The sequence below is a fragment of the Parapedobacter brassicae genome (assembly GCF_051400755.1).
Classification (GTDB): domain Bacteria; phylum Bacteroidota; class Bacteroidia; order Sphingobacteriales; family Sphingobacteriaceae; genus Parapedobacter.
The window spans coordinates 140,523-161,994 of record NZ_JBLFFL010000002.1 but is presented as its reverse complement, the minus strand read 5'-3'; the positions used below and the strand labels follow the sequence as shown (position 1 = coordinate 161,994).

Annotated in this window: 17 protein-coding genes and 1 tRNA gene; 12 read left to right on the top strand and 6 right to left on the bottom strand. The window is 50.5% G+C overall.

Annotation, left to right across the window (positions count from 1 at the left end):
- Positions 1-17 precede the first annotated feature (17 nt).
- Positions 18-716 carry an SGNH/GDSL hydrolase family protein gene (locus ACMGDE_RS06265; RefSeq protein ID WP_436831912.1) on the top strand — a complete coding sequence of 233 codons (699 nt, stop codon included), beginning with the start codon at positions 18-20 and terminating at the stop codon, positions 714-716.
- Positions 717-1,266: 550 nt separating this feature from the next.
- Entirely contained in the window at positions 1,267-1,731 is a 465-nt protein-coding gene (locus ACMGDE_RS06260; RefSeq protein WP_436831911.1) for a hypothetical protein, read from the top strand.
- A 91-nt stretch (positions 1,732-1,822) separates the two neighbouring features.
- Here ACMGDE_RS06260 and ACMGDE_RS06255 read toward each other — a convergent pair.
- Both ACMGDE_RS06255 and ACMGDE_RS06250 read right to left on the bottom strand, forming a co-directional pair.
- Positions 1,823-1,896: transfer RNA gene (locus ACMGDE_RS06255), tRNA-Ala, on the bottom strand.
- Between the two features lie 62 nt (positions 1,897-1,958).
- Positions 1,959-4,073, bottom strand: coding sequence for a S9 family peptidase (locus tag ACMGDE_RS06250; protein WP_436831910.1), 2,115 nt, complete (start codon positions 4,071-4,073; stop codon positions 1,959-1,961).
- Between the two features lie 123 nt (positions 4,074-4,196).
- Here ACMGDE_RS06250 and ACMGDE_RS06245 point away from each other — a divergent pair, with 123 nt between their 5' ends.
- Together ACMGDE_RS06245 and ACMGDE_RS06240 are read left to right on the top strand one after the other, a co-directional pair.
- Positions 4,197-4,442: a DUF6364 family protein gene (locus ACMGDE_RS06245; RefSeq protein ID WP_436831909.1), complete on the top strand. Its 246-nt coding sequence runs from the start codon at positions 4,197-4,199 to the stop codon at positions 4,440-4,442.
- Positions 4,439-4,861 carry a type II toxin-antitoxin system VapC family toxin gene (locus ACMGDE_RS06240; RefSeq protein ID WP_436831908.1) on the top strand — a complete coding sequence of 141 codons (423 nt, stop codon included), beginning with the start codon at positions 4,439-4,441 and terminating at the stop codon, positions 4,859-4,861. The genes ACMGDE_RS06245 and ACMGDE_RS06240 overlap by 4 nt, the downstream gene beginning before the upstream one ends.
- Here ACMGDE_RS06240 and ACMGDE_RS06235 read toward each other — a convergent pair.
- Both ACMGDE_RS06235 and leuS read right to left on the bottom strand, forming a co-directional pair.
- A complete protein-coding gene (locus tag ACMGDE_RS06235) occupies positions 4,856-5,092 on the bottom strand; it encodes a type II toxin-antitoxin system Phd/YefM family antitoxin (RefSeq protein ID WP_436831907.1) in 237 nt (78 codons plus the stop codon). The genes ACMGDE_RS06240 and ACMGDE_RS06235 overlap by 6 nt on opposite strands.
- A gap of 68 nt (positions 5,093-5,160) precedes the next feature.
- Complete coding sequence (gene leuS, locus ACMGDE_RS06230; RefSeq protein WP_436831906.1) at positions 5,161-7,950, bottom strand: leucine--tRNA ligase; 2,790 nt, start codon at positions 7,948-7,950, stop codon at positions 5,161-5,163.
- A gap of 175 nt (positions 7,951-8,125) precedes the next feature.
- Between leuS and ACMGDE_RS06225 the strand changes: the two genes are divergently transcribed.
- Genes ACMGDE_RS06225 through ACMGDE_RS06205 form a run of 5 tightly spaced genes read left to right on the top strand, consistent with a single transcriptional unit; the run spans position 8,126 to position 11,742 of the window.
- Positions 8,126-9,004, top strand: coding sequence for a cell division protein FtsX (locus tag ACMGDE_RS06225; protein WP_436831905.1), 879 nt, complete (start codon positions 8,126-8,128; stop codon positions 9,002-9,004).
- A gap of 9 nt (positions 9,005-9,013) precedes the next feature.
- Entirely contained in the window at positions 9,014-9,253 is a 240-nt protein-coding gene (locus tag ACMGDE_RS06220) for a DUF3098 domain-containing protein (protein WP_436831904.1), read from the top strand.
- Positions 9,253-10,047 (top strand): undecaprenyl-diphosphate phosphatase, encoded by a 795-nt coding sequence (locus ACMGDE_RS06215; RefSeq protein WP_436831903.1) that lies wholly within the window; start codon positions 9,253-9,255, stop codon positions 10,045-10,047. Before ACMGDE_RS06220 ends, ACMGDE_RS06215 begins: the two co-directional genes overlap by 1 nt.
- Positions 10,047-10,784: a tRNA pseudouridine(55) synthase TruB gene (gene truB / locus ACMGDE_RS06210; RefSeq protein ID WP_436831902.1), complete on the top strand. Its 738-nt coding sequence runs from the start codon at positions 10,047-10,049 to the stop codon at positions 10,782-10,784. Before ACMGDE_RS06215 ends, truB begins: the two co-directional genes overlap by 1 nt.
- On the top strand, positions 10,762-11,742 hold the full coding sequence (locus tag ACMGDE_RS06205) for a bifunctional riboflavin kinase/FAD synthetase (RefSeq protein ID WP_436831901.1): 981 nt from the start codon (positions 10,762-10,764) through the stop codon (positions 11,740-11,742). Before truB ends, ACMGDE_RS06205 begins: the two co-directional genes overlap by 23 nt.
- Here ACMGDE_RS06205 and ACMGDE_RS06200 read toward each other — a convergent pair.
- Positions 11,732-13,642: an amidophosphoribosyltransferase gene (locus ACMGDE_RS06200; protein ID WP_436831900.1), complete on the bottom strand. Its 1,911-nt coding sequence runs from the start codon at positions 13,640-13,642 to the stop codon at positions 11,732-11,734. The genes ACMGDE_RS06205 and ACMGDE_RS06200 overlap by 11 nt on opposite strands.
- Before the next feature lie 143 nt (positions 13,643-13,785).
- On the opposite strand from ACMGDE_RS06200, the gene ACMGDE_RS06195 reads away from it, so the two are divergent.
- Entirely contained in the window at positions 13,786-14,376 is a 591-nt protein-coding gene (locus ACMGDE_RS06195) for a hypothetical protein (RefSeq protein ID WP_436831899.1), read from the top strand.
- A gap of 72 nt (positions 14,377-14,448) precedes the next feature.
- Here ACMGDE_RS06195 and ACMGDE_RS06190 read toward each other — a convergent pair whose 3' ends face one another.
- Complete coding sequence (locus tag ACMGDE_RS06190) at positions 14,449-15,759, bottom strand: ammonium transporter (RefSeq protein ID WP_436831898.1); 1,311 nt, start codon at positions 15,757-15,759, stop codon at positions 14,449-14,451.
- A gap of 349 nt (positions 15,760-16,108) precedes the next feature.
- Between ACMGDE_RS06190 and ACMGDE_RS06185 the strand changes: the two genes are divergently transcribed.
- A complete protein-coding gene (locus tag ACMGDE_RS06185) occupies positions 16,109-16,750 on the top strand; it encodes a DinB family protein (protein ID WP_436831897.1) in 642 nt (213 codons plus the stop codon).
- 145 nt (positions 16,751-16,895) lie between these two features.
- The gene (dnaE, locus tag ACMGDE_RS06180) at positions 16,896-21,323 is read left to right on the top strand and encodes a DNA polymerase III subunit alpha (RefSeq protein ID WP_436831896.1); all 4,428 of its coding nucleotides are present in this window, start codon (positions 16,896-16,898) and stop codon (positions 21,321-21,323) included.
- The last annotated feature ends 149 nt before the right edge of the window (positions 21,324-21,472 follow it).

Genomic DNA, 21,472 nt, shown 5'->3' with positions numbered 1-21,472 from the left:
AACTAAATCAGGCGTGTTTGTTTATTTTCAGCTACATATGCATCGCTCTGCTGTTAAGGACGCACCCAGCCGTCGCCCAGGCGGATTCTTCTGTGTATCTGCAAGACGTCTTGTCCCAGCTTCAGAAACCCTGGCCCGAAAACCGCACCATCAACTTGGTCTTTCACGGCCATTCCGTTCCAGCGGGATATGGGGACAGGCATGAGGTGCACACACTCCAAGCATATCCCCATCTCCTGCTGGAAAAACTAAAAGAAAAGTATCCCTATGCAGTCATCAATGTGATCGTCACCGCCATAGGCGGCGAAAACTCCATCAAAGGTGCAGCACGTTTCGAAAAAGACGTACTGCCCCATAAACCCGACGTTTTATTTATTGACTATGCGCTGAATGATCGCTTCCAGGATATCCACCAAGCGCAGACAGCGTATAAACAGATGATCGATCGCGCGCTAGCGGAAGGGATTAAAGTCATTTTGCTTACACCTTCACCGGACCAGCGGATCGCTATCCGCGCAATGGATACCCCGCTCGATAAATTAAGTGAACAAATCCGGGAATTATCAAAGCAATACCATATCGGATTAGTTGATATATATTCGATATTCAAGGGAATCATTGGTGAAAAGGAGCTCAAGTACTACATGGCCAGTGTAAACCATCCCAATAAACGCGGACATGACGTCATTGCAGCCGAACTGGTGAAATGGTTTTGACAAGACGCGCCGCATCCAATATAATCTGCAGTTACACGTTTATCAGATTTAACACAAACGCCATCCAATTCTTTCACCGTTGCTTCCTGTCAATTTTCCAACGACAAAAGTATACGCGTCAACATAAGCATAAGTTGAAGGTTGTATACACCATTATCATTCGTGCTGGCGGCGAGCCATTTTGCGATCTGTTGGTGATGGAATTTCCCTGATCGATCCGTTCCCTGATCTTTCCGGCGGATTCGCTGCTTACATGCAGCAATCGCCCTGCCTGGATTCCGCATATTGGGATATCGTCGCAAACTCATCCCGGTTTTTCCAGCCAGGCTTTATATGCCGCTGCCTGTTCCCCGACCAAGTCAGCCAGCTCTTCCAGCTGATCCTGCTGTCATTCCAATACCCCGAATTTTTATCTTGGGCAAGCTGTAGGGGGAGTCCGGGTACTCGCTTTATTACCCCCCATATTGTCCGTTTGGCGAGCTCCCGGTTTCGTCCTTACGCTCGAAACTGGTATAGATAATATGCAGTACTCCTGCTTCTTTGACTGAGTTTGCTGCATTTCTTGCTGTTTGCCGCAGTTTTTCAGATCCGTGACCGGTACCAGCAGCAATTATCCACCCCTTCGAATGCTTCGCGCAAAGATTGGGAGATTGCCATAGTCGCCAATTTTCACAGTCACGCCTTTCCGTTCCAGGTTTTCGCCTTTACCTTTGCTCCGCACCAATGCGGCAATCCTGTTGGGACCAATGCTTTTTCCCAACACGGAATCTATGGTGGCCGACTGCTACTTCCGGACTTCTTGTATGCGGGGTTACTGGAAGGTGATGACAGGGAAACACTGAAAAACCGGGATGAGCGATGGGACCTTATATTGCTGGGGCGGGCGGCAACCACTATCCTCTTTTCCGTAGGGTTACAACGGCTTCCGGCACAGGGCCGAAAGCCTATAAATTACGTAGCAGTTGGGTCGCCCGTACTGTCTCTGTTCATGTATCTCGGATGGATTTCCCTGTAGGAATCAACATACATTTTTTACAGATCATGGGATTGGAGGTTACTGAAAGAAAAAGCACTTATGAGCGATTCATAAGTGCTTGATAATCAAGTGGAGATTACCGGATTCGAACCGGTGACCCCTTGCCTGCCAGGCAAGTACTCTAGCCAACTGAGCTAAACCCCCATCCGTTTGGGACTGCAAATGTACAATTCAGCATTGAAAAGTCAAAAGCAAAAAAATAGAATTTACTTCAGTTCTTCGGGTACCGGTTTTTCCAGCAAATATTGGTAATAGAACCGGTAACGTTCCTTGCGGTCGTAATCCGATTTTTCACGGGCGAAGCCATGCCTGCTGCCTGGATAGATCATCAACTCGAACGGCTTATCGCGGTTGGTCAGGGCATCCACCAGTTGGATGGTGTTTTGCATGTGCACATTGTCATCCATATTGCCATGCAGGATACGCAACCGCCCTTTGTAGTTATCCACATAGGTAAGCACCGAGCCGTTCTTGTATCCTTCGGGATTGTCCTGCGGGGTATCCATGTACCGCTCGGTATAGTGTGTGTCATACAGCTCCCAGCTGGTCACGGGAGCACCGGCAATGCCGTAGTCGAAGTAATCCGCAGCCTTGGTCAGCGCCAGGCAGGTCATATACCCGCCGTAGCTATGTCCCGTGATCAGCAACTTATCCTTGGCCACCCAGGGCTTGCTTTTCAGCCATTTGGCAGCCGTTACGTAATCCTCGATCTCCCATTTGCCTAGACTGCGATGCATCAGCGCTACCCCTTCTTTGCCGAAGTGTCCCGATGCCCTGTGGTCTACGCTGATTTGGATGATCCCTTCATTTGCCCAATGCTGGTTGGATGTGCCTTTCCAAGTATCGCGCACAGAACCCGCATCCGGCCCGCCGTAAATGCTGAAAATCACCGGATATTGCTTCGTTTCGTCGAAATCCGTAGGCCAGGTAATTGTTGCTGGCAATTGATAACCATCGGGCGTTGGAATGGTGATCATTTCCGTCTTGGCGTAGATATAGTCATCAAAATCATCCGCCTTACTGTCTGCCAGTTCTTTGACGAGTTTCCCCTTGTTATTCAATAGCGCGATTTTCGGGGGTGTGCTGACATTGGAATAGGTCGTGATGAAATACTTGCCGTCCGGCGATACGGCCACCTGATGGGTATAGTCGCCAAGGGTCAGGCGTTGCAGGTTTTTACCGCTGTAATCCACGCGGTAAAGATCCTCCGTGGCGGAGTGCTCCTTACGTGCCGTGAAATAGATGGTCTTCGTTTTCTCGTCTACAAGCTCCAACGACGATACTTGCCACTTGCCTTCCGTAATGGGATTCAGCAACGTACCATCTAAGGCATATAGGTAATAATGCGCCCAACCCGTCTTATCGCTTTTGAGAATATAATGTTTGTTATCCTTCAGGTACGTGATGCGCTCGCTGTGACTCAGGTCTATCCATGAGTCCTGGTGCTCGTGATATATTTCGCGTTTTGATCCCGTCGCTGGATCGACCTGATAGAACTTGAGGTCGGTCTGGTCGCGGTTCATCCATTGCACCATGAGGTTATCACTATCGAAGCTCCAATAAGGCTCACCGAAATATTGGTCGTCCTTTTCATTAAAATCTGACCAAACAACGTTGCCGCCCTCCACGGGCACAAACCCTACCTTCACTTCGGGATTGGGATCGCCTGCTTTCGGGTACCGGGTCTCCTCCAGATAGCCATGTTGCCCGGTAGCACCATAAATCGGGAACATCGGCACCTTCGTATCGTCAAACCGCATAAATGCCAAGGTCTTGCTATTGGGTGCCCACCAGAATGCCTTATAACGGGTGGCACGCCCGAGTATTTCCTCAAAATACACCCATGAAGCCCATCCGTTGTAGATCACGTCTGTCCCATCCGTTGTATATCGAGTTTCCCGGCCATCGGATACGCGTATGGCATAAAGGTCATTGTTACGGGTGAATGCCACATACTGATTATCGGGCGATAGGGTTGGGTTTTTCTCCTCCTCCTCGGGTGAATCAGTCAATTTCCGGGGCTCGTCGGCGCCTTCTCGGATGAAGATGTCATTCGCTTCCACATACACTTCCACGTCGCTGCTCGGCGGTGGAGTGTAGGGGGTCCGTTCACCTGTTTTAATATGGACCTGAAATTGCTGTCTCGCGGTATCGGATTCGATATAATGCTCGGCATCGGCCCAGCCGCGGATCATGCCGATGGATTTGGTGAGTGAAGGTTTTTCACCGAGCGATTGCTCCAGGTCCAGGCGCTTGGTCTGGGCTGCTATTTGCGATACAAACAGCAGGAAAGCACCAATGGTAAGGTATATCCTATTCATATCTGTTGGATTGGTTATTCATGTAAATTGACGCCGCTAAGGTAGGAAAATTTGCGGAAGCCAGGTACAACGCGGTTGATTGCCACATTAAATTTACGTATCTTTGTGCAAACTACACGTGTCATGGCAACGAAACTTACCTTAACGGTTGAAGAAAGCGTCATCAAACGGGCCAAGCTATACGCAAAAAATACCGGAAGAAGTTTATCTGAACTGATTGAAAATTATCTTCAATCGCTTACATCCGAACAACGGGATGATAGACAACTATCACCGAAATTAAAAAAAATAGCCGGGGCCGTAAAACTACCCCGAAATTTTGATGAAAAACAAGCATTGCGCGAGTATCTTGAGAAAAAACACCTATGAAGGTTGTATTCGTTGACACCAACATCCTCATCGATTTGCTTGCTGACCGCCCGCCCTTCAGTAAATATGCCGTTGAAATTTTCGATTTAGCGGAGAAAAAGGAGGTCAAATTGTTCACCTCGTCCCATTCTTTCGCGACTTCCCACTACTTGCTGAAAAAATTCATAGACGAAGAGAAGCTTAGGGAAATCTTGCATGACCTCCTTAATTACCTAACCATTGTACCGATCGACTATCATATTATCAAAAGGAGTTTGCTTTCAGACCACAAAGACTTTGAAGACGCCATCCAAATTATGGCGGCAACTTCCGTGGTCGACTTGGATTATATTGTCACGAGAAACATCAAGGATTTCAAAAAAGCACCGGTACCGGTATTACCTCCAGATGAGCTGGTTCAAAACTTAAATAGGTCATAACCCCAAGAACTCCTCCGTGGTCATTTTAAAATCCGGACCAAAAGAAGCCGAAGCTTTTCCTTTCAATACACCCAGCTTGCGCTTCTTCGTTGCTTTGGCAGTCTTGGGCACAAAATATCCAATGATCTCCTTAGATTTGCCATACGTGACAGCTATCTCCGCGCCCTCCTTTACTTGGTCAAGCACTTCAGAAAAATGCGTTTTAAACTCACTGACCGTCATTGTCTTCATTACCGTACTTTTTTCAAAGGTAACTTCTATTTGTCAAGTTGTCAAGCAGTCTTCAATTTATGCTGAGATTATACCACAATATTCACGATCCGGCCTTTCACATAAATCACTTTCCGCACGGGTTTGCCGTCGAGATAATGCTGCACATCGGCATTGTTCAACACGGCCTTTTCGACATCGGGTTGTTCCCAATCAAGCGGCAGGGTGAGGTTCATGCGCGTCCTCCCGTTCACCGAAATGGGATAAGCAAACTCGTTTTCCACCAGATAGTCGGGGTTGAATACCGGATAAGCGGCATAAGACAAGGTACCAGGCGCATTTCCAAGCAGTTCCCACAATTCTTCGGTGATGTGGGGGGCATAGGGGTGCAGCACGATGCACAGCTCGTGCAGGATCGCCCGTTTATTGCATTTCAGATCGGTCAGCTCGTTCACGCAGATCATAAACGAAGAAACCGAGGTATTGAAGGAAAAACGCTCGACGTCGTCTTCTACTTTTTTGATGATCTTATGCAGCGCCTTCCATTCGGCCTTATCCGGTTCCTCGTCACTGACCGCGAAGGTACCTCCGGCATCGTGGAAGAGTTTCCAGAACTTGCGGAGAAACTTGTAGACGCCTTCGATGCCATTGGTATTCCATGGTTTGCTCTGTTCCAACGGGCCGAGGAACATCTCGTACATCCGTAGCGTATCTGCCCCGTACTGCTCGATGATGTCATCTGGATTGACCACATTGTACTTCGACTTCGACATCTTCTCCACTTCATGGCCGCAAATGTATTTGCCATGCTCCAGGATGAACTCGGCATCGGCAAAATCAGGTCGGAACTGGCGGAATTTATCCAGATCAAGCACATCATTGCTCACGATGTTGACATCGACGTGCAGGGCTACCGTCTGGTACTGGTCTTTCAGCCCCAGCGAAACGAACGTATCGGTACCCCGGCCTTCTTTATCCAGCACACGGTATACGAAATTGCTCCGTCCCTGGATCATCCCTTGATTGATGAGTTTCTTGAAGGGCTCCTCCTCGGGCACATAGCCCATATCTTTGAGAAACTTGTTCCAGAAGCGGCTGTACAACAGGTGGCCGGTGGCATGCTCTGAGCCGCCGATGTAGAGGTCTACGTCGCGCCAATAATCAATGGCCTCCCGGGAGGCAAATTCCGCGGTATGCTGTGCGTCCATATAGCGGTACCAGTACCAGCTGGACCCCGCCCAACCGGGCATGGTGCTGAGTTCGTACTCGAAGGTACCGTGGTACTTCCAGTCTTTGGCCCTGCCCAATGGGGGCTCTCCGGTCTCGGTGGGCAGGTATTTGTCTACTTCGGGGAGCAGTAACGGCAGTTCATCGACATCAATCAACTGTGGCAATCCGTCTTTGAAATACACGGGCACCGGCTCGCCCCAATAGCGCTGCCTGCCGAAAATGGCGTCACGCATCCGGTAGTTGATGGTCGCTTTGCCGGCGCCGATGGATTCCAGCTTGGCTACCAGGGTGTCAACAGCCTCGTGATAAGTGAGGCCATTAATGATATCCGAATTGATGTACCGGCCCGCCTTTGTCGGGTCGGCCTGCCCATCGAGCTGCTGGGCATCCGATATCGGGATGATCGGCAGTCCGAAATGCATGGAAAACAGGTAGTCGCGCTGGTCGCCCGATGGCACGGCCATCACGGCACCGGTACCATAACCGGCCAGCACGTAATCCGCGATCCAGATCGGGACATCCTTGCCGGTTAGCGGATGTATGGCATAGCTGCCTGTGAAGGCGCCCGAAACCGCTTTGACATCGGCCATGCGGTCGAGCTCGGACTTTTTCTTGGTTTGGGTGATATAGGTTTCCACTTGGGTTTTTTGCCCGGCGGTGGTCAGGGATTCCACCAGCTCATGCTCTGGCGCAAGCACCAATGCGTTTACCCCGTAGATGGTGTCTACCCGTGTGGTGAATACGTCGATAGCGCCGGCATCGCCTAAGATGGGTACCGCGAATCGCACGCTCGCACCGACGCTCTTGCCGATCCAGTTGCGCTGCATCTCTACCAATGGCTCCGGCCAGTCGATGGTCTCCAGCCCGCTGAGCAAGCGTTCGGCATAGGCTGTGATGCGCATACTCCACTGCATCATTTTCTTCTGCTCAACAGGATACCCCCCCCTTTCGGATACGCCATTGATGACTTCGTCGTTGGCCAACACGGTACCCAATGCTGCACACCAATTGACAGTACTTTCACGCAAGTAGGCCAGCCGATATTTCAGCAACTCACGTTGCTGCTCCTCGGGGCCGAATGCCTGCCACGCCGCGGCGGTAAAGCTGCGGACATCCTCATCGCAGACGGCCCGCAGGCCGTGTGAACCATGGGTTTCGAAATGGGCAACCAAGCGATCGATGTGTTCGGCCCGGTCCGCAGCCTGGTTGTACCAGGCATTGAAGAGCTGCATGAAAATCCATTGCGTCCATCGGTAAAAAGAGGGGTCGCTCGTGCGCACTTCCCGGCTCCAGTCAAACGAAAAACCGATGTTATCCAGTTGCTCCCGGTACCGCTTGATGTTGGCTGCGGTGGTAATGGCGGGATGCTGTCCGGTTTGGATGGCATACTGCTCTGCTGGCAAGCCAAAGGAATCGTATCCCATCGGATGGAGCACGTTGAATCCTTTCAGGCGTTTGAAACGGGTGAAAATATCGGAAGCGATGTATCCCAGTGGATGGCCCACATGCAGTCCCGCGCCGGATGGGTATGGAAACATATCCAGCACGTAATACTTGGGCTTTCCCGATGTATTGGCTACCCGGAAGGTATGATGGTCTGCCCAAAACTGCTGCCACTTTTTTTCAATCGCACGATGCTGATAATCCATAGTCACGAAGTATCGTATAAGGACGGCGAAATTACGACATGACGCCGACAATCCCAAATGACAATAAACACCACCGGGACGACGTTTGGACAATAGGTAGAAATCATTTTATGCCGCCTCAATTGCATTTATATCAACACAATTCGTTACTTTCGCAACGAAAATAGCAAGACACATGGAAGTATATGAAGTAAGTACATCCTCAAAAAAGACCAAATCCGTATACATTTCCACGGTGATCAGCATCGCCTTAGTGCTGTTGATGACCGGCCTTTTGGGTTTGCTGCTCGTGCATGCAAAAAACCTGTCCAACTACGTCAAAGAGAATATTGTGCTCAATATCATTATGAACGAAGGTGTGGGCGAAGGCAACGTCCTGGCGTTCCAAAAGGAGTTGGAGTCCGATCCATTCGTCCTGCGCTCGCAATACATCAGCAAGGAACTGGCGGCCAAAAATCTTTCACAGGAACTGGGTGAGGATTTTGTTGCATTCCTCGGGCACAATCCGCTGTTGTCGTCCATTGACATCTACCTCAAAGCGGAATATGCCAATACGGATAGCATCCAAACGTTTATCAAAAAAGTTTCCGCCAACAAGATGGTGAAGGAGGTGGTGTACCAGGAGTCGCTCATCGATATGGTCAATAAAAATATCCGTACCATTGGGATTGTCATCCTGGCGTTTACCGCGGTATTGCTGGTTATCGCGGTCGCGCTCATCAACAATACCATCCGCTTGGCCATTTATTCACAGCGTTTTCTGATCAAAAGCATGCAGATGGTCGGTGCCACCAGGGGATTTATCCGACGACCCTTTTTGGCGTATGGCGTCCTTCATGGCCTACTGGGTGCACTCATCGCCATCCTGCTGCTGCTGCTGACCCTCCACTTGGGGCAGCGGGAAATTCCAGAATTGGTATTTCTGCGCAATTGGTTTGAATTTATCGTCATCTTCGTCGTTATTGCGTTGCTGGGCATCCTGATATCGGGATTGAGCACGTATTTTGCGGTCGGCAAATACCTGCGCCTGAAATCGAATGAATTATATAGATAATCGTAGCATATGTCATCATACAAAAAAACACCGCAGCCTCCAAAGGCGTCGTTTGTATTCGGCAAACGGAATTATCAGTTTTTTTTGCTGAGCATCGCAGTGGTCATCCTGGGCTTTGTCCTCATGACGGGTACTGAAAACATCTATAGTTTTACCAAAATCACCTTGGCTCCCCTTGTCGTTGTTATTGGCTTTGCATTGGGCGTGGTATCGATTTTGATAAAACCTAAAAATTCCGGGAACAGTTAATGACGTTGTTTGAAGTGATTGTGCTGGCCATTATCGAGGGCCTCACGGAATTTCTGCCGGTATCATCGACCGGCCATATGATCATTGTAACCGCGTTGATGGGGGTATCTCCTACCCCTTTTGTCAAGCTGTTTACCATTGCCGTCCAATTGGGCACCATCCTGTCGGTATTGGTGCTGTACTACCGGCGCTTTTTCCGTTCGCTCTCCTTTTATTATAAATTGGTGATCGCGGCCATCCCGGCCTCCATCTGCGGTTTTCTGTTCAGCGACGTGATCGATGGACTGCTCGAAAGCCCATTGGTGGTGGGCATTACATTGGTCGTCGGCGGGGTTATCCTATTGTTTGTAGACAAGTGGTTCAATAAGCCACACCTTGATGATTCGGATGACATCAGCTACGTACAGGCGGTTAAAATCGGATTCTTCCAGTGCCTGGCGCTTATCCCCGGCACCTCGCGGTCGGCGAGCACGATCGTAGGGGGCATGACACAAGACCTCACCCGCAAAGCCGCTGCCGAATTTTCGTTCTTCTTGGCTATCCCGATGATGTTCGGGGCCACGGTGCTCAAACTGAAAGATCATTTCGACGGCGGAAATACCCTGAGTGGTGCTGAAATCAATCAACTCGTCGTGGGCAATGTCATTGGCTTCGTCGTCGCCATCATTGCCATTAAATCGTTTATCGGCATTGTGTCCAAATACGGATTCAAAGCGTTCGGCTGGTACCGGATTATCGTCGGTGGCATCATCATCGTCATGCTGCTCAGCGGGCACAGTTTGCAGATCATCTAATGGAAACGCCTTGCACATCGGGTCGTGCTTTCAACTTTGCGGAAGGTGAGGTGCTGTTGGTGGATAAACCGCTTCGGTGGACCAGCTTCGACGTGGTGCGTAAAATCAGCAATGCGATAAAGCCGTTGAAGGTAAAGGTAGGGCATGCGGGTACGCTTGATCCGCTGGCTACGGGTTTGCTGATCATCTGCACGGGTAAATTCACCAAACGCATCGAGGAATTTCAGGCACAGCAAAAGGAATATACCGGAACCATCACGCTGGGCGCCACCACCCCTTCTTATGATCTGGAGCACGAGATCGATCAACGGTTTGACTTATCGGGCATCACGGACGAACGGATCAGGCAAGTGGCGGCATCATTCGTCGGTGAAATCACACAGGTGCCGCCCGCGCATTCCGCGATAAAAATAGCGGGCAAGCGGGCATACGAAAATGCCCGTCGGGGAATGGAGGTGGAAATGAAATCGCGCAAGGTGCACATCTTTGAATTTGAGGTAATAAACGTGGACCTGCCCGATGTCCAATTCAGGGTGGTATGCAGCAAGGGCACCTACATCCGCTCGTTGGCGCATGATTTGGGGATCGCCCTGAATAATGGTGCCCATTTGAGTCGCTTGCGGCGGACCAAAAGCGGCGATTTCAGTGTGGACAACGCCTGGCAGGTAGATGATTTGGTCAACTGCATAAAGGGCGTTACCTTTGAAGCATCACATGAGAATATACAGAAACCTTGAGGATTTTATCCCGCTGGACAATGCGGTGGTGACCATCGGCACGTTTGACGGCGTTCATGTGGGCCATCAAAAGATATTGAGCACGCTAAAGGAATGCGCCCGGATGATCAATGGTGAAACCGTACTCCTCACCTTTTTCCCGCACCCGCGCTTGATTTTGCATCCGGAAGATGATAGCCTCCGGCTGATCAGCGATATCGAAGAAAAAGTGCAACTGCTGGCCGATGCCGGAATCGATCACCTCATCATTACTCCGTTTACCCGCGATTTTTCGAATCAGTCACCCGAGGAGTATATCCGTGATGTGCTGGTCGGCAAGATTGGCACCAAGAAAATTGTCATCGGGTACGACCACCGCTTTGGCAAAGACCGCGAAGGATCGCTCCACGACCTGCTTGACCATGCCGAAATCTATGGCTATACGGTCGAGCAGATCCCGGAACAGGACATCAATGATGTGGCCGTATCGTCCACTAAGATCCGCGAAGCGCTGATCAAGGGCGATATGGATATTGCCAATACGTATCTGGGGTATCCTTTCCAGCTGACAGGCAAGGTGGTCAGGGGCAATCAATTGGGCCGCAATATCGGTTATCCTACGGCCAACCTGCAGGTGCAGGAAGAGCATAAGCTCATCCCCGCGTACGGCATCTACGCCGTGGAGGTCGCCATTATCGAACCAGCGGTGATCCAAACCGGCCCGTATGTGCCCAATCCACCGCAGCAGCTGGTCAAAGGAATGGGGTATATCGGCACCAGGCCTACTATCGATGGGGTAAGCCGCAGCATCGAGGTTTACCTATTCGACTTCAAAGAAGATATTTACGGAAAGACGTTGCGCGTCAAATTTCTTCATTTCATCCGGCATGATCAATGGTTTGAAACTATGCAGGAACTCATCGACCAGATGGCTGAAGACGAAAAAAAGGTTAAAGGGCTATTTGGGATCACGCACTGAAGTACGCCCGTACATTCTTCCCTTCCACCCAGTTCATATACGCTTTGTTGACCACGCGATTACCGCCCGGTGTGGGATAGTCACCCGAGAAATACCAATCTCCCCGGTGATCGGGGCATGCGGTATGCAGGTTTTCCAGCGTTTGATAGATCACTTCCACCTCCGCCTTGATGTGGTTTCCGCGGATGATACGTGCAATTTCATCGGAGATCTCATCATCCGTGAAGGGTTCATAGATCGCCTTTACATAATTTTCCGCCTGCTCCTTGGGTAGATCCCGTGAGGCAACGCATTTGCGGTACACGTCTTCGACCACCTCGCCCATCCCTCGCTTGTATAGCAGGGAAACCGCCGCTTCAAATGCCACAAACTCACCTAAACGAGACATATCGATCCCATAGCAATCGGGATAGCGGATTTGCGGCGCCGAGGAGACAATGATGATTTTCTTGGGATTGAGACGGTCCAGGATGGTCAGGATGCTTTGCTTAAGCGTCGTACCCCGCACGATGGAGTCATCCATCGCCACAATGGTATCCTCATGGTCTTTGACAATACCATACGTGGTATCGTAAACATGCTGCACCATATCCTGCCGGTCCGCATCCTGCGTGATGAAGGTCCGCAACTTGGCGTCCTTGATATTCAGCTTTTCAAACCGTGGAGCGATGCTCAGCATCTCGTCTAATTCTACGTCGGAGATCTTATCGGCGCGGTTGAGCAGCGTATCCTTTTGGAGCTTGCGCACATAGGCATTGATACCCTCTTCAAGTCCGTAGAAGGCTACCTCCGCCGTATTGGGGATGTAAGAAAACACCGTATTCTTGATGTCGCCGTTGATGGCATCCAATATTTGCGGGCATAACAGGCGCCCTAGGTGTTTGCGTTCTTGGTAGATATCGGCATCGCTGCCCCTTGAAAAATAGATCCGTTCAAACGAACATGACTTCTTTTCCGCCGGCTCCCTGAACATCTCCTCGGTGATGCTGCCGTCCTTTTTGATGATCAGCGCATAACCGGGTTTGACCTCATTGATCGCGCCGATCTTCACGTTGAATGCTGTTTGGATGGCCGGCCGCTCCGAAGCCACCACGACCACCTCATCATCGGCGTAATAGTAAGCTGGCCGGATACCTGCGGGGTCACGCATGACAAATGCGTCGCCATGCCCCATGATCCCGGTAATGGTATACCCACCGTCCCAGGTTTTGGCCGACTTCCGCAGGATACGCGCCACATCCATATCATCTGCGATCAATGAGCTGATCTCGACATTGCTATATCCTTTTTGCTTGAATTTATCAAACAGCTCTTGATTTTCGGCATCCAAAAAATGGCCGATCTTCTCCAGCACGGTTACCGTATCCGCCTTTTCCTTGGGATGCTGACCAAGTTCATACAATTGCTCGAGCAGTTCATCAACATTGGTCATGTTGAAATTTCCTGCGATGACGAGGTTACGGGTCATCCAGTTATTCTGGCGGAGGAAAGGGTGGCAGCTTTCGATGCTGTTCTTCCCATGTGTCCCATATCGCAGGTGCCCCAATAACACCTCACCGGTGAAGCTTACATTTTCCTTGAGCCATTGGCTGTCCTTAAAATGATCAGGGTATGCGCGCTGCGCTGAGGCAATCTTTTTCTGCACGTACTCGAAGATGTCCGCCACCGCATTCGGCGCCATCGACCGATACCGGCTGATGTAGCGGTTGCCCGGCTTCACATCAAGCTTGATGGTCGCGATACCGGCGCCGTCCTGTCCACGGTTGTGCTGTTTTTCCATCAATAGGTACAGTTTATTAATGCCATATAAGGCCGTACCATATTTTTCCTGATAATAAGAAAGGGGTTTTAACAGGCGAATTAATGCGTTACCGCACTCATGTTTAATAGCGTCACTCATGTTATGCGTTTGAGTGCTGCAAAGATACACAATTTTTAGATAACAATGTTTCAACTTACTTTTATGATCTATGTTTACATGCTGCTTGGCTCCCGTTTCGAAAATGTTCCATATTTTTATCCCTTACATAAACGCCTCCCATCATGCTACGAAAGCTATTTGGCCGCCGCCCGAAAAACGAAGAAAGGGCACGTTTCAACGAAACCGATCTCCCTGCGCTGCATATCATCAAGCAAAACAACATTCATAAGTACCGGAAAGCGTATGGTTTTAAGGTATTCATAGAGACAGGCACCTATTTGGGGGATATGGTCGAAGCCCAGCGAAATCATTTCGAAAAAATCTATTCAATCGAATTGGGAGAAGACCTGCATCAACGGGCTGTTAAGCGATTCGCAGCGTTTCCACATGTAAAAATCCTGCAAGGGGACAGTGGCGTTGTGCTGAAGGACCTGTTAATGGAGATCAATGAACCTGCGTTGTGCTGGCTCGATGGTCACTATTCAGCAGGGATCACGGCAAAAGGAGAAAAGAATACGCCTATTTTAGCAGAACTCGAAGTCCTGCTAACGGCGGCACCCGATCACGGTATTCTCATTGATGACGCCCGATTGTTTACCGGGGAAGGGGATTATCCAAGCATTGATGAACTCTCCTCTTTTGTTATGCATAAAGACAGCAAACGGAGGGTGACCGTGGCCGATGATATCATTAAAATTTTTATTCCCCGTTGAGTGTTCCTATTATATAAACAAGCTGCCACCCCTGGAACGCAGGGGTGGCAACAGTGATGATCAGGAATCAACTTATAATTTTTCGCCATGCTGGCTGATATCCAGTCCCATTTCCTCTTCTTCAGGCGAAACGCGTAGCTTGGTGATCACGTCTGTTACCTTCAGGATGATGAAGGCCATGATAAAGGTAAAAATAACCGCGCCTATCAAACCGATGACATGGGCCGTGAACAGTCCTGTTTCACCGAAAAACAACCCATCAGTGGTGACTACCGCATTGACGGTATGAGTGGCAAATACGCCGGTCAGGATCATGCCGACCATTCCTCCCACGCCATGGCTCGGAAATACGTCCAGCGTATCGTCTACCCGCGAACGGGTGCGCCATTCAACAACCAGCCTGCTGATGATCGATGTAACGACCCCGATGATCAAGGAGTGGGGCACCGTGACAAAACCGGCTGCGGGGGTAATGGCCACCAAACCGACCACTACGCCAATACATACACCCATGGCCGTCGGCTTTTTACCCCTGGCGGCATCGAAAAATATCCAGGCCAGTGCAGCTGCACCTGATGCGGTAGTGGTGGTCGCTAAAGCGGTAGCGGCTAACTCACCAGCACCGAATGCGGAACCGGCATTGAAACCGAACCACCCAAACCAGAGTAACCCCGTGCCTAAGATCACATAGGTGATCCGCGCGGGATCATGCCCTCCGTTGGCGTATCCCTGCTTGAGGTATAATGCCGAGGCCAACGCCGTAACCCCTGCCGACATGTGCACGACCGTGCCTCCGGCGAAATCAAGTACGCCCATGCCGAACAACAGCCCATCGGGATGCCAAGTGGCGTGTGCTAACGGCGCATAGATAAAGATGAAAAACAAGCACAGGAACAGAATGTAAGAGGTAAACCGGATACGCTCTGCAAAAGCACCGGTGATCAATGCCGGCGTGATGATTGCAAACTTCAGCTGATACATCGCAAATAGCGCAAACGGAATCGTGGGCGCCCCCGGCCAATTCGGTCCGCCGATGACGCCGTCAAACATGAAATAGGTAGCCGGATTGCCAATGATACCGCCGATGGATTCTCCGAATACCAAGCTAAACCCAAATACCACCCAGATCACCGCCACAACTGCCATACAGATAAAACTTTGCAGCATGGTGGAGATCACATTTTTTTTCTTGACCATCCCTCCATAAAAAAAAGCTAAACCGGGTGTCATGATGAGAACCAACGCCGTGGAAGTCAACATCCAGGCGACATCTGCCCCACTAAATTCGTGCTCACCTCCAGCAGGCAATCCTGGATAAAACAGCGCCAATAATACCACTACAACCAGTAAAATGAAAGGAATTGTTGATTTCTTCGAATTCATTTGTTTTATATCATTAATTTCGCAGCTAAAGTAGTAATTACAATAATATAATCGCAATAATTTGTAATTATTTTTGATAAATCATTAAACACATGCCCGTTGACGTCCAAAATATGCAATTTATAGTCCTAAAATTCAATAAAAATCAAAACAACCCTAAAATTAACAGCATAATTTCAATAAACACATCCTCCACAGCACTGCAAACTACCTAACATACCCCGCCGCTTCCATCGCATATTGTCTCGCTTCCCCCTTAAAAATGGCGCATCTGCACCCGGTTATGCGAGTCGATTGTTGTATCTTTGGGTGGCTTTAGACGAATATCATTAACATAAACATGAATACCATGAAACAGTTATTATTGGTGGGTATTTCCTTACTGATCCTCTCGTTTACTTCGACGAAACCCACTCCTCCAGTACAGCCCGTTCACGGGGGCTTCCGGGTGATACAGGACGACAAGGCTTTCTTATTGGATTATTACCGCAAAACCGAAGACAACCTGCAAAAAAACATTGCAGGTCTGAGTGCCGCACAGTTGCAATATAAGCCGTCAGCCGAGGCATGGTCCATAAGCCAATGTGTGGAGCACATCGTGATCACGGAAAAAGCACTTTTTGACATGGCCAAAGAGGCGCTCGAAAAACCCGCCAACCCCGAGCGGAGAGCGGAAGTAAAGGTCACGAGCCAGCAGCTGATCAATGGCATCACCGATCGTAGTCAAAAAGCGGAAGCTCCAAAGGAGCTGATCGGCAAGGGCCGGTATTCCGATCCGCAGGAAGCGATCAAAGACTTTCAGGCCCAACGGGCTGAAATACTGGCTTACATCAAGCAAGTTTCCATCGATGACATGCGTAACCACGTCAGCGACTCACCCTTTGGCGCTATCGATGCCTATCATTCCCTACTGTTCGTCGCCGGCCACACGGCACGCCACACCCTGCAAATCGAAGAGGTAAAGGCCAACCGGACGTTCCCTTCGAAGTAGCCGTGTTGAAAACATAAACGGATTAATTCCAATGGCTTGGCCACATGGACCCTGTCCATGTGGTTTTTCTGTTTCGATTCCACTCAACTTTCCGTAAGTTTGTTTGGGCGATTCATGATCTACTCCCCATGTCTTGAGGCAAGCGATGTACCTGATATTTGACACCGAAACAACTGGTCTTCCCAAACGGTGGGATGCACCCATTACCGACACTGATAACTGGCCACGATGCATACAGATTGCCTGGCAGCTGCATGATTCCATGGGCAATCTCCTTGAGCATCAGGACTATCTAATCAAACCTGATGGCTTCAATATTCCCTTTGACGCGGAGCGCATACATGGCATTTCCACCGAGCTGGCCACAGAGCAGGGTATCCCCCTAGCCGACGTACTGGTCAAATTCAATACGGCGCTGGCCCAGGCCAAGTTTGTGGTGGGCCAAAACATCGGGTTCGACATCAACATCATGGGCTGCGAATATCATCGCCTTGGCGTGCATACTCCCTTGGCCGCTATGCCCGTGCTGGATACCTGTACAGAGATCACGGCCGAATTGCTCAAAATACCCGGAGGCCGCGGCGGCAAATTCAAGCTTCCTAACCTGACGGAACTGCATCAATACCTGTTTGGGGTTCCTTTTGCCGAAGCGCATAATGCTACAGCCGACGTCGAAGCCACCACCCGCTGTTTCCTGGAGCTGATCAAGCGGGAGGTGTTCACCCCTGCCGAATTGCAGACCGACACAGGCTATTTTCTGGAGTTCCGCCAGTGCAACCCGCAATCCATTCAGCCCCTCGGGCTTACCCATATCAACTTAAAAGCCGCATCGGACGAGCTGCGCAAGCGGCTGCAGCAGCAACAGGTGGGCGTCCCCACGCAGGATCTCGAAGCCAACAAACGGGATATGGCCAAGGTGGATTTTGTGCACCTGCATAACCACACGCAGTTTTCCGTCTTGCAGTCCACCATCTCCATAGATGACCTGGTAAAGGCCGCAGCAGCACATAAGATGCCTGCGGTGGCCATCACCGATCACGGCAACATGATGGGGGCATTCCACTTCGTGAGCAGCGTGCTCAACCATAACAAGGCCGCTGAAGCCAAAAACAAAGCGGCCATCGAAAAGGGCGAAACCCCCAGCGAAATCATCCTCAAGCCCATCGTGGGCTGTGAGTTTTACATCTGCGAAGACCACACGGACAAATCGCGCAAGGATAATGGCTATCAGGTGGTTTTGCTGGCCAAAAACAAGCGAGGCTATCATCACCTGGCCAAGATGTCATCCATCGCTTATACTAAGGGATTTTATTATGTGCCCCGGATTGACCATGCCGTTGTGGAGCAGTATAAGGAAGACATTATTGTGCTCTCGGGCAACCTGTATGGCGAGATTCCGAATAAACTCCTCAACATGGGCGAAAACCAAGCCGAGGAGGCTTTACTGTGGTGGAAAGACACGTTCGGTGCGGATTTCTACATCGAATTGATGCGACATGGGCAGGAAGATGAAGACCGCATCAACCAAAGCCTCATCGCGCTGGCCGCAAAACATCAGGTGAAGGTTGTCGCCACCAACAACACCTATTATATCAACAAGGCAGATGCGCATGCACATGATATCCTCCTTTGCGTGAAGGATGGCGAGAAGCTGGCGACACCCAAGGGACGTGGACGCGGATTCCGTTTCGGACTGCCCAATGACGAGTATTATTTCAAGTCAGGTGCGGACATGAGGAAGGCCTTCGCAGACCTGCCCGAGGCCATTCTCAATGTACAGGAGATCGTCGACAAGATCGAACCGTATACACTCTACCGCGAAGTATTGTTGCCCAAATTTGAAATCCCGCCGGAATTCATGGTGGCCGAAGATGAAGGCGACCAAGGCAAACGGGGCGAAAACAAGTACTTGCGGCACCTCACGTATGTGGGAGCGGAGAAACGTTATGCCGAAATCACTCCCGAGATACGCGAGCGGTTGGATTTCGAATTGGCCACCATTGAGCGGACCGGATATCCGGGTTATTTCCTCATCGTACAGGATTTCATTGCCGAAGCCCGCAGACTGGACGTGTCCGTCGGTCCGGGTCGGGGTTCCGCAGCCGGATCGGCCGTGGCCTATTGCCTGGGCATTACCAACATCGACCCCATTGCCTACGACCTGCTCTTCGAACGGTTTCTCAATCCCGACCGGATATCCATGCCCGATATCGATATCGACTTCGATGACGAAGGCCGGGGCCGCGTAATGGAGTACGTAATCAATAAATACGGGGCCAATCAGGTGGCGCAGATCATCACCTATGGCACCATGGCCGCTAAATCGTCTATCCGCGACACGGCTAGGGTGCTGGATCTCCCCCTCTTTGAAGCCGATAAGATTGCCAAGCTAATCCCCAACCTGAAGCTCAACAAGATTTTCACAATGGATGCGCAGGCACTCAAAAGCGCCCTGCGTTCCGAAGAGCTTGAAAATGTGCAGCAGCTGATCCAGCTGGCCAACGGCACCGGTGTGGAGGCCGAAACGATACGGCAGGCGCAGGTGCTCGAAGGTTCGCTCCGCAATACGGGCATTCACGCGTGCGGTGTGATCATCACACCTGATGACATTACGGACTTCGTGCCGGTGGCCACGGCAAAAGACTCCGATCTGTACGTCACCCAGTTTGACAATTCGGTGGTCGAAAGTGCGGGACTCCTCAAGATGGACTTCCTCGGACTCAAGACCCTCACCCTCATTAAGGATACGGTCAATATTGTGAAACACCGGCATGGCATCGAGCTCAATCCGGATGCGTTTCCGATAGACGACCAAAAGACATACGAGCTCTTCCAGCGCGGCGAAACCATCGGCATCTTCCAATATGAGTCGCCTGGCATGCAAAAATACATGAAGGAGCTGAAGCCGACGGTCTTCGGCGACCTCATCGCCATGAATGCGCTGTACCGCCCGGGACCGATGGAATACATCCCCAGCTTCATCCGCCGCAAGCACGGTCACGAACCCATTACCTATGATCTGGATGCCTGTGAGGAATATCTCCGGGAAACCTACGGCATCACCGTGTACCAAGAACAGGTGATGCTGCTGTCGCAGAAGCTGGCGGGTTTTACCAAGGGCGAGGCGGACGTCCTCCGCAAAGCCATGGGCAAGAAGCAACGGGACGTACTGGATAAGATGAAGCCGAAGTTTGTCGATCAGGCGGCGGCCAACGGCCACACACCCAAGGTGCTGGAAAAAATATGGAAAGACTGGGAAGCATTTGCCAGCTATGCATTCAATAAGTCGCACTCCACCTGCTATGCCTGGGTGGCTTATCAGACCGCCTACCTAAAGGCGCATTATCCAGCCGAATACATGGCCGCCGTGCTTTCCAACAACATGAACGACATCAAGCAGGTCACCTTCTTCATGGAAGAATGTAAACGCATGGGTTTGCAGGTACTGGGACCGGATGTCAACGAATCGTACTACAAATTTACGGTCAACGACAGGGGTGCCATCCGCTTCGGCATGGGCGCAGTGAAAGGTGTGGGTGCGGGTGCCGTGGACACCATCGTGCAAAGCCGCACGGGTGGACCATACAGATCGATTTTTGACCTGTCACGGCGCATTGATCTGCGGGCAGCGAATAAGAAAGCCTTCGAAAGCCTTGCTTATGCCGGCGGGTTCGATTGTTTCGCTGGATCGCACCGGGCACAGTATTTCCATGCCGACGGCGATGGGGGTACCACGCTGGAAAAAGCATTGAAGTATGGCACTAAGCACAAGGAAAACGAAAACTCTGCACAGGTAAGCCTGTTCGGTGGCAGCAGCAACACCGAGATCCCTGAACCTACCCTGCCCTTTTGTGCCGAATGGGGACTGATCGAAAAACTCAAATACGAAAAGGATGTGATCGGCATTTACCTGACGAGCCATCCGTTGGATAGCTACCGATTTGAAATCAAGCATTTCTGCCAACATGCTGTCCGGCTGCTTACGCTGATCGACAAGGTAAAGGGGTCGGACGTGGATGAAGAAACGCTATCGGAATTCAGCAAAATCAAAAATAGGGAATTGATCATCGGTGGCTTGGTCACCGCGGCGAGTCACCGCATTACCAAAAATGGGAAACCCTTCGGTGTGATGGTCTTCGAAGATTATTCAGACTCCTATGAAATCGCCTTGTTCGGCGAGGACTATGTGAAAATGAAGGGCTATCTGCACGAAGGATACTTCATACAGGTCAAAGGAATCATCCAGGAGCGGTTCCGCCAACCTGGAAACTGGGGATTCGAGGTCAAGGGCATGCAATTACTTTCGGATTTGCGGGACAAGCTGGCCAAATGCATCACCATACAGGTGCCCCTGCATGAAGTGAACGATGTTTTCGTCAGCCGTATTCAACAGCTGGTGCATACCAATATCGAGCAATACGAAAATAAAACCTGCCAGTTGAAGTTTGCCGTGCGTGATCTGGAGTCGGAAATCAGCATCGAAATGCCCTCTAAAGGTCTGAAAATCAGTCCGAGTAATGATTTCATCGAGGCACTTACCGAGATCAACGGTGTCCATTACAAGTTAAATTAATGTCAGATTGTCCGTATCGATGCCCTGGCAATGAATTTGATACTTATCTTTGTGATCGGCGGCTGGTGACCGGTGGTTGGTGACCAGCAACCGAAACAACGTGTAAACAACTAAGTGAAATACGCGGAAGCTGATAGCCGATGGCTGCT